The organism is Clostridium sp. AM27-28, assembly GCF_003480955.1.
In the GTDB taxonomy this organism is placed as follows: domain Bacteria; phylum Bacillota; class Clostridia; order Lachnospirales; family Lachnospiraceae; genus Otoolea; species Otoolea fessa.
This window is the reverse complement of the sequence record NZ_QUJT01000004.1, coordinates 129,757-144,006: the sequence shown is the minus strand read 5'-3', so window position 1 is coordinate 144,006 and position 14,250 is coordinate 129,757. Positions and strand designations below refer to the sequence as shown.

Below are 14,250 nucleotides of genomic sequence, written 5' to 3'. Positions count from 1 at the left end.
TCATGGCTTTTTATTATTTTCCAGATTATAGATTCCAAAAGTGCCTACCCTTGAACATCTTAATTCCAGAACTCTGTCTTACCTTCCAGCCCGATACTCTCAGCCTTGAAGCACGGATTCTTGCCTTCCTTTTTCTGCGCCTGGTAATCGTCCAGACATTTGAGCGCTGTATTTCCCAGAATCACGATAACCGGCAGGTTGATGATCGCCATGATACCCATGAGGACATCCGCGAGATCCCATACCAGACCGAACTGGAGCTGTGCGCCGATGAAGACAACTACCACCGCAAACAGGCGGAACACGTTCATTTCTTTGTTTTTCAGCGTACGGCGTGCGATGTAGTTGAGACATCCCTCACAGTAGAACAGGTTGCCGAGCAGTGTCGTAAATGCAAATAAAAGAAGTGCAAATGTAATGAAATACGGTCCAATCACGCCAAATACCGTTCCCAAAGATTCCTGTACGAACGGAGCGCCTTTCAGTTCTTCGGACGGAACGATACCGGTGCAGAGGCACATCATCGCTGTTGCCGTACAGATGAGGATTGTATCGATAAAGACGGAAAGCATCTGTACCAGTCCCTGCTTAACCGGATGGCTGACATTAGCTGCTGCCGCCGCGTTCGGTGCAGAACCAACACCCGCCTCGTTGGAATACAGACCCCTCTTGATTCCCTGCATCATGGCAGAACCTGCGAATCCGCCGAAGATCGCCTTGAAATCAAAGGCATTGGAGAAAATATTGACAAACACTTCCGGTAGTCTTCCGATGTTTAAGAACATGACCGCAACTGCCATCAGGATGTAGAAAACGCCCATAAACGGAACCAGCACACCGGTAATGCGGACAATCTGTTTTCCGCCGCCCATGATACAGATGCCGACCAGAATCGCCAGAATGGCGCCGCCGATCATCGGAACCAGGCTCTTGTCCCCCATCATAAACTGATGGTAAAAACCGTAATTCGACATACTGTCAATCAGGTTAAAGGACGCCAGCATATTGAAACCGCCAGCATAAGTAGCAATCAGGGCAATCGCGAAGATAACACCCAGCGCACGGTTCTTCAGCGCCGCCTCGATATAGTAAGACGGACCGCCATAGCTTCCGCCGGACGCGTCGCGCTTCTTATAAATCTGCGCCAGTGTGCTCTCGATAAATGCCGATGCGCCGCCCACAATCGCAATCAACCACATCCAGAACACCGCGCCGTAACCGCCAATCGCGATCGCATTGGCTACACCTACGATATTGCCTGTGCCTACACGGCTCGCCGTCGATACCATCAACGCCTGAAATGCGGATACGGAGTTGCTGTCCGTCTTCTCTCCGACTACCCGGATTGATTCCGGAAGCAGACGGAGCTGTACGAAACGGCTTCGGAGTGTGAAATACAGTCCGACCGCCAGCAGCATGATAATCAGCAGATAACTGTACATGACGTTGCTGATCACACCAACGAGTGATGCAAATCCTTCTAACATAAAGTTTCCCCCTTTTCATTTGTATGTAAATAGAAAAAAGAGCCGCTGCCGAATAAAGACGCCCTCTGGTATCTGCATTCGGCAACAGCCCCCTTAAATGATTTGAGCAAAACGGTAAGCCGGGTTATGTCGTTGAATGGTCATCTATCTAGTCCTGCTGTCGCCAGCAGGCTCAAGCGACCTACCCGAGAGCAGACGGGCCGCCTTGCGCTCTCTGTTCGGTCTTGCTTCGGATGGGGTTTACATGTGCCCCGGCTGTTACCAGCCGGGCGGTAGTCTCTTACACTGCCCTTCCACCCTTACCCGGTAAACCGGGCGGTACATTTCTGTTGCACTATCCTTGGAGTCGCCTCCACCAGACGTTATCTGGCATCCTGCCCTGTGAAGCCCGGACTTTCCTCACCTGCAGCCTTTCGGTTCTGCAGCCGCGACCATCTGTCTTACTCAAAACATTCTAACTCTACCATATTTTCAGGCATTTGTCCAGTCAATCATACTTTAAAACAGCTTCCACCGATAAATTCGCGCACAATCGAATTGTGCGGCACCTGTTCGCTGCTGACACCTAGAAAATAATCGAGAAATTTGAGCAGCCGCTTCGCCTCGTTATACTCCGCTGAATCACGCGGAACACTATATAAGATCGGCTCCGCATACTGTTTGAGCACCGAAAGCTCATATAAAAACGCAGAGTTGAACATCGCATCTGCCTCTTCCTGATACGGGAAAATATTCCGCTCCTCGCCCCGGCGGACGGAATCCCACATCCGGATCGTGTCCTGTGCCGACGCACCGCGCGTTCTCGCATCACGGACCATCCGCCGGATCAGACGTCCGTCCGTCGTCGGAACTCGGTTGTGATCGTCGATATTTAACTGGGTCAGCGCACTGATATAGATCTTAAATTTCTTATCACGCGGCAGTGAATACGACAAATCATCATTCAGGCAGTGGATTCCCTCAATGACCAGAATATCCTCCGCCCCAAGCTGCAAGAAATCGCCCTTATATTCGCGCTCGCCCTTGACAAAGTTGTAAACCGGCAGTTCCACGCGTTTTCCCGCCAGAAGTTCTTCCATATCTTCATTAAACTGTTTCACATCGATGCAGTTTAATGCCTCATAATCGTAATTTCCATTTTCATCCCGCGGGCTGTCCACACGGTTGACAAAATAATTGTCCACCGCGATCGGATGCGGTTTCATTCCCAGCGCGCCGAGCTGAATCGACAGACGGTGTGAAAAGGTCGTTTTTCCCGAAGAGGACGGTCCTGCAATCATGATCAGTTTGCGTCCGCTCTCATAAATCTGCTCCGCAATATCTCCGATCTTCTTTTCCTGCAGCGCCTCCTGCATCAGGATCAGGTCGTTCATGCGCCCCCGCGCGATCGTATCGTTGAGTGTTCCCACATCAAACACACCGAGCTTGTGACCGAGCTTTTCCGCCTCCTGCTGGACATCAAACAGTTTTTTCTGCGGATGGAACGGCTGAATCGCCTTCGGCTGCTTCTTGTTCGGCAGACGCAGGATAAATCCTTCCTCGTACATCTGTAAATCAAAATATTTGAGATACCGGGTGCTCATGACCATATATCCGTAGAAATAGTCGTCATAATCGCCGAGCCGGTAAACATTGACCCGCGACGCCCTCCGGTAATTGAACAAACGCGCTTTGTCATACATTCCCTGCTCCTGGAAATGATCCATCGCCTCATCCGTATTTTCACTCCGTTTCTGCAGCGGCAGATCCTGCTCAGACAGGCGCTTCATCTCCTCTTTCACACGGTCTAACAGCTCCTGGCTGAGTGTTACCCCGCCTTCCACCTCCACATACAGACCATTTTCAACAGAAAAGCAGACCGTGATATTTTTCACATTTTCCCTGCCTGCCACATCCTGAAAGGCTTTCATCATCAGAAAGACGGCACTTCTCTGATATGCCAGATAGCCAGCCGTATCTGCCGCTGTGATAAATTCCATCTGGCAGTCCTTCTGCAGTGTTTTATGCAGCTCCCGCAGCCGTCCATTTACCGAGACCAGAAGAATATCATTCTCGTAATTCTTCTGATATTCCTCCGCAATCTCCGCGTAGGCGGTTCCCTGCGGATATGTTTTTATCTCACTCCCAATCCGTACATCCGGCATGTAATCCCCTCCCTAAACAATCTGGATTGGAAACGCCGGTTTCTCCCGCACAACCTTCACGGCATCACCCAGCTTCCTCATCAGATATTTCTCCATAAATTCTGTAAAAATGTGTTCAATTCCATAATGTCCGGCGTCAATGACCGCCATGCCCTGTGCAACCGCGTCGATTCCTTCATGGTGGCTGATATCTCCTGTGATATAAACCTGCGCCCCGGCTGCCAGTGCCTCTCCCATCGTGCTTCCTCCCGCGCCCGGGCAGACCGCCGCTTTCTGAATCACTGCCTCACCGTCCAGCTCACCGAAGACCGCCGCATACGGCAGGCCAAATGCCTCCTTGACCTGCTCGGCAGCTGCCCGCAGTGTCATCGGCTGTTCGAAGCGTCCAGTGCATCCGATTCCGTAGGAAGTGCCGTCTCCGGTCTCTCCCATTTTCTCTAAAACTTCACAATCCGTCAGTCCCAGCTTCTTTGCCGCCAGATCTGCCATGCAGCCCGGCGCTGCGTCGAAATTCGTGTGCATCGCATAGTAGGAAATATCATCCTGAATCATCCGCAGGACTCTTCTGCCGATGAAATTCTGATCGGACACCTGCTTGATTCCTTTGAAAATAAGCGGATGGTGCGTCAAAATCATATCCGCCCCCGCCTGCTCTGCCTGCTCAATCACAGAATCTGTGGCGTCTACCGCCAGAAAGATCGTCTTCACTTCCTTCCCGCTGCGCCCCGCTAAAAGCCCCGGATTGTCCCAGTCACATGCCATGCTGCGCGGCGAAAGTGTTTCCAGGATCTTGATAATCTCACTGCATTTCATGTCTCGTCTCCTCTATCAGCGCCAGATAGGCGGTCAGTTCGTTGATGCGCGCTGCTCGGCGGCTGATCGCCGTCTCTCCCGCTTCACTGGCTTCTAAAGTTTCCTTCTTGTTCTGGGCATCATTTTCTGTCAGCCCTGCCAGCACCTGCCGCGTCATCTTCTCTTCTTTCTCCAGATACGCAAGCAGCACCGGATCTTTCTTCCGGATCAAATCGGCTCCAAAACGGTAATCCTGCTCTCTCCCCGGCCGCATCGTGCCTCGCGCCGCTTCTATCACTATGTAATATTTTCCCTCGTCCGTCAGCATCGCTTCCCGGAGAATCGAAAATCCCTGTTCTTCCAGAAAATGACGCACTTCGTCCTGCTCCGACTGCGGCGACAGAATCAGGCGTTCTTTTCCCTCGCTCCAATTCTCCCACACATGGCGTCCCTGTTCCAGAATCCGGCAGGTCAGTTTTCCGCCCATTCCGGCGATCACAACTGTGTCTGCCTCGCCTGCCTTCAATTTTGCCAGTCCATCTGACAGGCGCAGTTCAATTTTTCCGGAAAGTCCCACCTCTTCCACGTGTTCTTCCGCCCGCTCCAGCGGTCCTTTCCGCACATCCATCGCCAATGCCGACGGGCACACACCCTTCTGCACCAGCCAGATCGGCACATAACCGTGATCGGTGCCGATATCTGCTACCCGGCTGCCCGGCTGTACAAAAGAAGCGATCCGTTCCAGACGCTTCGAGAGTTTTACTTCTGTCCGCATGATTTATTCTCCTGTGTTCTACTTTTTATTTCTTCTTTCCAGATCATTCATCCAGATAATCCTTCAATTTTTTGCTCCGGCTCGGATGGCGCAGCTTCCGCAGCGCTTTCGCCTCGATCTGGCGGATCCGCTCGCGGGTGACATTGAACTGCCGTCCTACCTCTTCGAGCGTGCGCGGTCTGCCGTCGTCCAGGCCAAAGCGCAGACGCAGCACCTTCTGCTCCCGCTCGGTCAGCGTATCGAGCACTTCCATGAGCTGTTCATGCAGCAATGTATAGGTTGCCGCATCGACCGGAACCTGCACATGATCGTCCTGAATGAAATCGCCCAGATGACTGTCTTCCTCCTCGCCGATCGGTGTCTCCAAGGAAACCGGATCCTGTGAAATCTTCATGATCTCCCGCACACGCTCAACCGGCATCTCCATCTTTTCCGCGATCTCCTCCGGGGTAGGTTCCCGTCCAAGTTCCTGTAAAAGCTGTCTGGAAGTCCGGATCAGACGGTTGATCGTCTCCACCATGTGAACCGGAATCCGGATCGTCCGCGCCTGATCCGCGATCGCGCGCGTGATCGCCTGACGGATCCACCAGGTTGCATAGGTGCTGAACTTAAATCCTTTTGAATAATCATATTTTTCAACCGCCTTGATAAGACCCAGATTTCCTTCCTGAATCAGGTCAAGGAACTGCATACCTCTGCCGACATAGCGCTTCGCAATGCTGACAACCAGGCGCAGATTCGCCTCCGCCAGACGTTTTCTGGCATTTTCATCTCCCAGCTCCATCCGCTTCGCCAGTTCAATCTCCTCTTCCGGGGAAAGCAGCGGCACTTTTCCGATCTCTTTCAGATACATCCGGACTGGATCATCGAGGCTGACGCCATCCGGGATGCTGAGATCCAGGTTGTCCACGTCGATCGGCTCCTCCTCCTCGCCGTCTTCAAAAAGTTCTGGCTCCATGTCCTCATCGTCATCCATCCGGAGAACATCTACATGATGATTTTCCAGAAAATCATAGATCTGATCGAGCTGTTCCGGGCTCAGTATCTCACCATGGAAATAATTCAATATTTCTTTATTGTCCAGTACATTTTTCTTTGTTTTTGCCAATTCCAGAAGCTGTGTGAGTTTTTCTTCAAATGTAACTTTTTTCTCTTCCATAGTTCGTCCTTCCTTCCATCCTCAGAATCTGCCCGACCATTTCCAATTTTGTTACTGAACACGCATACGTGTCCAGTAACGGAATTTGCCGTGGCTTCGCATTTCAATACGGCAAATTCCTGCTGCCACCACGTTTTCTTACGGCACTTTCGGTTCCAAAAGTGCCTACCCGTGTACAGTAACCCAATTTTTCCCAATCCGCAATCACTCCAACGTAATGACGAGCGAAGACAATCCCGCCTGTTCCCGTATGAGCCGCTGCAGCTCATTCAAATCCGACGCCCGCCGGATCTGATCGTCGAGGCTGTTCTTCTTGATCCGGCGCACCGTCTCCGCAAATGCCTTTTTCTGCTCCTCATTGTTTAAGGATTCTTCCAGACTTGCATTGAAAAGCGCCGCGACTTCTTTATAATTGCCCTCGTCGTCGATAAAGCGGTTCAAAATCGCCGCCGGATTGACATTTCCAGCTTCCAGACCCTCAAATACAGCTTTTGCCGCTTCTTTATAAAGTGGTTTTACAAAATCCTCCGGTCCGATGATGTCCTTGATCCGGGCATACAGCGATGGTTCTTCAATCAGCCATGTAAGAAGCAGGCGTTCTGAACGGCGGATGCCCTCGTCCTTCTCCTTCTTCCTGCCCACCGGTCTCACCGCCGGTCCCGCATTTCCCGGAAACTCTGCATTTCCAGCACCGCGGTTTTCCGCCACTGTCCCGGCACTGCCGACGCTTCCGCCTACCTCCCTGTTTTGTACCGCACCAGTCGTATTTCCGGTTCTATATGAATCACCATAGCGACCCGCATATCCGCCTGCTGCCGTCTCCCCGACGCCATACCGGCTTCCGAGCTGGTTGACCAGCCGCCGCAGATCTTCATAATTGATAAAGTATTCCCGCGAAACCGCCTGTATATAATTATCCCGCTCCAGCGCCTCGCCAAATTCAAGCAGCTTGCGCGCCGTCTGATTGTAAAATGCCGTCTTCTGCTCCGGATCTTCCATATCAAAACCGGCTTTCAGCACATCGATCTCATAGAGAAAGCTGTTTCTAGCCGTCTCGATCCGCTTTTCAAACTCCTCTGCTCCCAGGTTTTTCATAAATTCATCTGGATCCTTATACGGACGCATATTCAATACCTTGGTTGAAATTCCTGCCCGCTTGAGGATCGGAATCGCCCGCAGCGCCGCTTTGACGCCCGCGCCATCGCTGTCGTAGGTCAGAATGACCTGATCCGTATATCGCTTCAGAAGCGCCGCATGCTGCTCGGTCAGCGCCGTTCCCAGCGATGCGACCGCGTTCGTATAACCCGCCTGATGCATGGAAATCACATCCATGTAGCCCTCGCAGAGCATCATATATTTCTTTCTCGAAGTACGCGCGTAATTAAGTCCGTATAGATTCCGGCTTTTGTCAAACAGCATCGTCTCCGGTGAGTTTAAGTATTTCGGTTCCCCGTCCCCGAGGACACGTCCGCCAAACCCGATCACCCGGCTGTTGACATCCATGATCGGAAACATAACACGGTTCCAGAACTTGTCCCTGGCGCCGCGCTCCTCGATCGTCACCAGCCCCGTATCCTTTAAAAGCTCGTCCTCATAGCCCTTGCTTTTCAGATACCGGTACAGATCGTCGCTGATTTTATTGGAAAATCCCAGTCCGAACCGCCGGATCGTCTCATCCGTCAGCTTCCGCTTTACCAGATAATCATATCCTATCTTTCCCTGCGGCTGCTTGAGCTGGTAATAAAAATAATTGGCTGCCAGCTTATTGATCTCCAGAAGCGCCGCCTTGCGGTCCGCCTTCGCCTTTGCCTCTTTAGAATATTCCATCTTCGGCAGTTTCACGCCCGAACGGTCCGCCAGCATCTCAACCGCCTCGCGGAATGAATAATTTTCATATTCCATCACAAACGTAATCACATTGCCGCTGACACCGCAGCCAAAGCAGTGGTACATCTGCTTGGACGGCGACACCGAAAAGGATGGCGATTTCTCATGATGAAACGGGCAGAGTCCAAACAGGTTGCTTCCCTTCTTCTGCAGCTTCACGTATCCGGAAATCACATCCACAATGTCGCTACGCATTCTGACTTCCTCGATTACCTCTTCCGGATAATACATTTCTTCCTCCTTATACGCTCCAGGCTTTCGGAATAAACAATTCCTTAAACCGGTCAATCGCGTAAATATCTGTCATACCCGCGATATAATCGCATACCGCGCGCTCTTTCGTCTCATTTCTCATCTCCATAATCCGGTGGGATTCTTCCGGAAGTTCCTCCGGATGCGCCATATAATATCCATACAGCATCTCGATCATCTGCTGTGCGCGCCCTTCCTCCGCTTTCGCAATCCCGTCATGGTAGACATGGTCAAACATCCAGCGGCGCAGCCCGTGCATCGCCTCCTCGCGTTCCGGTGACATCGCCACCTCCGGCTTGTCCTGGCTGTGCTCGATGATGTCGTGGATCATGATATTCAGCCGCTCATGCACACTGTTTCCCAGAATGTCCGTGTACTCCCGCGGCAAATCCTCTTCCTTCATGATCTTTCCCCGGATCGCATCATCTATATCATGGTTTATGTAGGCAATTTTATCTGAAAGCCGCACAACATTCCCTTCCAGCGTCGCCGGATGACCGCTCGTCCGGTGGTTTAGGATCCCGTTGCGAACCTCCCAGGTCAGGTTCAGCCCCTGCCCCTTCTGCTCCAGCACCTCCACAATACGGACACTCTGCTGATAATGCGCGAACCCCTCGCTGCAGAGCCGGTTGAGCACCGCCTCCCCCGAATGACCAAACGGCGTATGTCCCAGATCGTGCCCCAGCGCGATCGCCTCCGCCAGAGACTCATTCAGCCGCAGCGCTTTCGCGATCGTGCGCGCTATCTGCGATACTTCCAGCGTGTGCGTCAGGCGCGTCCGGTAATGGTCGCCCTCCGGCGCCAGAAAAACCTGCGTTTTCTGTTTCAGACGCCGGAACGATTTGCTGTGCAGAATACGGTCGCGATCGCGCTGATACTCTGGCCGGATGTCGCAGAGCGGTTCTTTCCGCTCCCGTCCCCGTGTATTCGCACTCAGCGACGCATACGGACTCAGGGTTTCCTGTTCCCATTTTTCGATCGTTTCTCTGATATTCATCCAGATCCCACCTTTATTCAGAATAATTTACGGAATAAATTCGAAAGTTCGCCCATTATCTTATAATAATATCATATTTTTGTAATTTGGGACAGAGGTTTTCCATGGATTTTTGATCTTTTTCTATTTTCTTTTTTTATTTTATGTGGAAAGAAGGGGAATTATGACTACTTATTTCCATCTATTGAACAAAGGGGCTTAGAATGAAAAAGAGAAGACATCTGTTCTTTTGAATACAGACATCCTCTCTTTGCTATCATACATACAAAACGTAACGGCTGTCCCTGATGGACCTCATCTACATTTTATTTTCACTTATTATTTTTACTTATCCGCTTTTTCAAGCAGTTTCTTGATACCCTGAATTGCTACTAATACACCCAGGATTAACAGCAGCACTGCAAATACAAGCTGCAGTGTATTTCCCAGATCCAGACCGCTCGTCATAAATGCGTTTGTGAGCTTTATGATGGTCATGCTCAGTGCAGTAAAGGTAACTGCCATCATGAACAGCATCGGCACCCAGAGCATCCAGCCCTGACGCTTGGTTTTCTTTAAGAATACTGCACAAGCTACAAGAGCAAGTACCGATAACAGCTGGTTTGCAGAACCGAATAACGGCCAGATCTCTGCATAGCCGACCTTGGTAAGCAGGTACGCGAGTACCAGTGTGATGATGGTTGCAAAATATTTATTGGTTACTACTTTTACAAACGGGCTCATATTTTCCTCGTCTGTGTCCGAATCCATGAAAAATTCCTGGAACGACAGACGTCCTACCCGGGCAACCGAATCCAGGGAAGTCAGTGCAAATGCAGATACCGCCAGGTTGATTAATGTAAATACAAGCGAATGCGGCAGACCAACTACGGAAAGAAAGTTTGCGATCGCGCCTGCAAAAATCTGCGGCTGGGTGGTAAGTCCCTGTGCTGCTGCCTCGCCATCTGCAAAGGAAGCAACTGCAATCAGTGCGATGATAGCAAGCATACTCTCCATCAGCATTGCGCCAAACGAAACTGGAAGCATGTTCTTTTCATTTTTGATCTGTTTAGATGCAGTACCGGAAGATACCAGAGAATGGAAACCGGAAACTGCGCCACAGGCAATCGTTACAAATAAAATCGGGAACATATACTGTCCATTTACATTAAAGCTTGTAAACGATTTCAAATTACATGCCGGATTGGCCACAAATACACCGATAACTGCACCGACGATCATAAAGATCAGCAGATAGCTGTTCAGATAATCACGCGGCTGAAGCAGTGCCCATACCGGAGCGACACTGGCAATCAGAATGTACACAAAGATAATAATATGCCAGGTTCCAAGATCGACATAGACCGGGAAATTCAGTCCCAGCGCGATCGCTGCCACCAGTAATAAGATAGCGACGGCTGTGTTGATCCATTTGTTGAATTTGGTATATTTGAGGAAATATCCAAGTGCAACTGCCTCGATGATAAATAACATAGAAGTAGTTGCAACAGCTCCATTTGCCGCTATCTTTGTGACAGCACCAGCCTCATCGACCGTAAATCCCTTAAATGTTCCCGCTACAACGTCTGCAAACGCTGCAACAACCAGAATACAGAACAGCCAGCAGAATAAAAGAAATAATTTCTTTCCTAATTTTCCAATGTACTCTTCGATGATGTATCCGATTGTACGTCCCTTATTTTTGACAGACGCATACATGGATGCAAAATCCTGAACGGCGCCGAAAAATACGCCGCCAATTAAAATCCAAAGCAGGACCGGAAGCCAGCCAAAAATTGCCGCCTGGATCGGACCATTGATCGGACCCGCACCGGCGATCGACGCGAACTGATGACCAAACACAACGTTTGTATCAGCCGGTACATAATCGACACCATCCTCCATCTCATATGCCGGAGTTTTGGCATTCGGATCGATGCCCCACTTATTCTGGAGATAACGCCCGTACAGGAGGTATGCTCCTCCCAGAACAACGATGGCGATTATCATCATCATTACTCCACTCATAGTTAAACCTCTTTCCTTTGTTTATTTATAAAAAAACGCCTCTGCTATCCAGTCGGATAACAAAGGCGGATTTTCTATCCAAACAGTTTTCCTGCTCCATCCAGTAACTCTCTGTATTCCCGTTCTTTTATTGCCATACTCATTGCATTTTATACCATATAAATTATACTCTTTTGAGCAGAAAATTCAATTAACACTTTAAATATAATTTACAATTTCATTTATTGTTTTTTGTGCACCTTGCACTTTCTATTGTTTTTACAACGGAAAACTTCGCTCCAGACACAATGCCCCATACCCCACCCGCTCATTCGGATATACCGTCTCCCCCGGCAGACTCCGCGCCCCGCGGATGAGATATGCTTTCAGCTTCTCCCCATACAAATAGGGATCGTTCCCATTTACAATCCCCCATTGCATCATCAGAGCCGCCGATCCGGTCACAAATGGAGCGGCAAAGGAAGTTCCTGTTACCGCCTCATATCCGCCGCCTGCGCGGGCGGTGATGATATTTACACCAGGTGCCGCCAGCTCTGGTTTGATCGGATGCCCCAATCTTGCAAATCCACGACCGGAAAAATCTGCATACGCCTGCGTGGCGTCATCGTACGCCCCCACCGAGATCGCCCGGCTGGCGGTCGATGGGATTGTCAGCGTCGTGTCCGGCGATGCCGCCAAAAAACGTGTTTCCCTGTTCAGTGCCATGCCCGCTGGCAGCCACAGATCATACTGACCATCCCGTATTTCTTCTGGAATCAGACGGATTTTCCAGAGCCCGTCCTGAATGTAGCTTCCTTTTGGAATCAAATCCAGATAAATCTCCTGCGCCTGACTGTATGGACTCGGCATCCCATAATATAGAAGAATCTCTTCCGTCTCATAGGAAAACCGCTGTGCTCCCAATGATTCCCGGATCACCCCGGTGCTGCTGCCGCCCGGGCTGAAAATTTCTACTGAAAACCGGTCCTGATACAATTTCCATAGCTGCACACCGAAGCCCGTCTGATATTCCCCCACAGCAAGCTCTATCTCCACCGGACGTCCCATCTGCAGAAATCCCGCCCGGTGTCCCATGCTGTATCCTTCATTTCCGGTTCCCACGATGATGGAAGTCCGCCCCCGCTCTGCCATCGAATTTAGATACGTCTCCAGCAGGCTGGTTCCGTCATGCGAACCGTATGTATTTCCAAAGCTCAGATTCACCGCCACCGGCATCCGCCATTCCTGTGCGATTCCCACCACATAGTCCAACGCCCGCATCAGCTCTGTTGTCCTGGGAAATGAATCCGCAAGCGGCGTTCCAAGCTTCACGATCAGAAGTTCACTCTCCCAGGCTACTCCCCGGTAGTGTCCGCCGCCCTCCCAGCCATTTCCGGCTGCAATCGCCGCAACTGCCGTCCCGTGCCCGCTCACATCCCGCGACTGGACGATCTCGTAAGCGCGTTCCCGGCTGCCCGCCTCCAATGCCCGGTTGAGCTCCTCCCGCGTATAAATCCGGTTCTGCTCCTGATCCCAAAGTGCGGCGATGCGCGTCGTTCCATCTGCGTTTCGAAAGTCCGGATGGAAATAATCGATTCCGGAATCGATGATGGCAGTCAATGTGCCGCGACCACTTAAATCAGCATCTCTGCCATACACGTTTTGAGAGACTTGATTTCCGCTCTGCACCGGCGCAATACAGGCATCACGAATCGCCCGGTTCACCTCAAAATAAAGACGCTTCGGCTTTTCTATATACTCAACCTGTGATAATCCTGCCAGATCATTCACCTGCGATTCAGGGAGCCGCACAATCGCGTAGCCGCCGGAAAGTGGATAAATCTCCGCCTGCGGCAGCTGTTCCTGCAACTTTTCCACAGTTCCATTATATTGAATGATTAGTTCCCAGCGTTTCGTATTCTGGTCGTATCCCATCTGAAGTGCCGGGGACTTTTCCCGTTCCGCTTCTGTCGCATCCAAAGATAAGTTTAAAAGGTTTTCTTTTTTCTGGCTCTTGCCATTCACTAATTCACTCATTTTACAGTTTATGCTTATATGGCAAATCCCAGCATCATATTCTATCTATTTTTTTAACAAAACAAAACCCGGTACATCTCTGTACCGGGCTATCGATCATGCAGAAGAAGGGACTTGAACCCTCATGATGTTGCCATCACACGGACCTGAACCGTGCGCGTCTGCCAATTCCGCCACTTCTGCTTACTGCGGGAGATGGGACTTGAACCCACACGAGCATACACCCACAAGATCCTTAGTCTTGCCTGTCTGCCAATTCCAGCACTCCCGCTTACTGTTTTTCAATTTTCTCTGTCCGATGATTTTCTCACCGACAAAGAGTAGTATAGCACAATTTCATTTAAATTGCAAGCCTGTTTTCCGCAAATTTATATCTGAATTTATTGAATCAGAGTATAGCAAAAACCCGGCACATCTCTGTACCGGGCTATCAGTCATGCAGAAGAAGGGACTTGAACCCTCATGATGTTGCCATCACACGGACCTGAACCGTGCGCGTCTGCCAATTCCGCCACTTCTGCTTACTGCGGGAGATGGGACTTGAACCCACACGAGCATACACCCACAAGATCCTTAGTCTTGCCTGTCTGCCAATTCCAGCACTCCCGCTTACTGCTTTTTATTTTTGCCTGTCGAGTGAGTCACTCACTGACGAAGCTTAGTATAGCACAGGCGCTCCGCGAATGCAAGCATTTTTTTGTTTTTTTTATTTTTTTTTATTTGTTCTAATTATT

The 14,250-nt window shown here is 50.5% G+C and carries 9 protein-coding genes, 4 tRNA genes and 1 other RNA gene; all 14 read right to left on the bottom strand.

Annotation, left to right across the window (positions count from 1 at the left end; translation table 11 throughout):
- Positions 1-59 precede the first annotated feature (59 nt).
- Entirely contained in the window at positions 60-1,487 is a 1,428-nt protein-coding gene (locus DW720_RS06370; RefSeq protein ID WP_118749390.1) for an alanine/glycine:cation symporter family protein, read from the bottom strand.
- A gap of 99 nt (positions 1,488-1,586) precedes the next feature.
- An RNA gene (rnpB, locus tag DW720_RS06365) (RNase P RNA component class A) lies at positions 1,587-1,934 on the bottom strand.
- A 44-nt stretch (positions 1,935-1,978) separates the two neighbouring features.
- Positions 1,979-3,631, bottom strand: a complete 1,653-nt coding sequence (locus DW720_RS06360) for a nucleoside kinase (protein WP_118749389.1) — start codon at positions 3,629-3,631, stop codon at positions 1,979-1,981.
- Between the two features lie 12 nt (positions 3,632-3,643).
- On the bottom strand, positions 3,644-4,444 hold the full coding sequence (locus DW720_RS06355) for a Nif3-like dinuclear metal center hexameric protein (RefSeq protein WP_118749388.1): 801 nt from the start codon (positions 4,442-4,444) through the stop codon (positions 3,644-3,646).
- Positions 4,431-5,198, bottom strand: a complete 768-nt coding sequence (locus DW720_RS06350; protein ID WP_117795149.1) for a class I SAM-dependent methyltransferase — start codon at positions 5,196-5,198, stop codon at positions 4,431-4,433. Before DW720_RS06350 ends, DW720_RS06355 begins: the two co-directional genes overlap by 14 nt.
- Before the next feature lie 43 nt (positions 5,199-5,241).
- Entirely contained in the window at positions 5,242-6,357 is a 1,116-nt protein-coding gene (gene rpoD / locus DW720_RS06345; protein ID WP_022359694.1) for an RNA polymerase sigma factor RpoD, read from the bottom strand.
- Between the two features lie 204 nt (positions 6,358-6,561).
- Positions 6,562-8,475, bottom strand: a complete 1,914-nt coding sequence (dnaG, locus tag DW720_RS06340) for a DNA primase (protein ID WP_118749387.1) — start codon at positions 8,473-8,475, stop codon at positions 6,562-6,564.
- 10 nt (positions 8,476-8,485) lie between these two features.
- Positions 8,486-9,493, bottom strand: a complete 1,008-nt coding sequence (locus DW720_RS06335) for a deoxyguanosinetriphosphate triphosphohydrolase (protein ID WP_022359692.1) — start codon at positions 9,491-9,493, stop codon at positions 8,486-8,488.
- 324 nt (positions 9,494-9,817) lie between these two features.
- On the bottom strand, positions 9,818-11,500 hold the full coding sequence (locus DW720_RS06330; protein ID WP_118749386.1) for a carbon starvation protein A: 1,683 nt from the start codon (positions 11,498-11,500) through the stop codon (positions 9,818-9,820).
- A 258-nt stretch (positions 11,501-11,758) separates the two neighbouring features.
- Positions 11,759-13,516 carry a S8 family peptidase gene (locus DW720_RS06325; RefSeq protein WP_118749385.1) on the bottom strand — a complete coding sequence of 586 codons (1,758 nt, stop codon included), beginning with the start codon at positions 13,514-13,516 and terminating at the stop codon, positions 11,759-11,761.
- A gap of 99 nt (positions 13,517-13,615) precedes the next feature.
- A tRNA-Leu gene (locus DW720_RS06320) sits at positions 13,616-13,699 on the bottom strand.
- A gap of 4 nt (positions 13,700-13,703) precedes the next feature.
- Positions 13,704-13,787 (bottom strand) — tRNA-Leu (locus DW720_RS06315).
- A gap of 166 nt (positions 13,788-13,953) precedes the next feature.
- Positions 13,954-14,037, bottom strand: a tRNA-Leu gene (locus DW720_RS06310).
- 4 nt (positions 14,038-14,041) lie between these two features.
- Positions 14,042-14,125, bottom strand: a tRNA-Leu gene (locus tag DW720_RS06305).
- Positions 14,126-14,250: the final 125 nt, after the last annotated feature.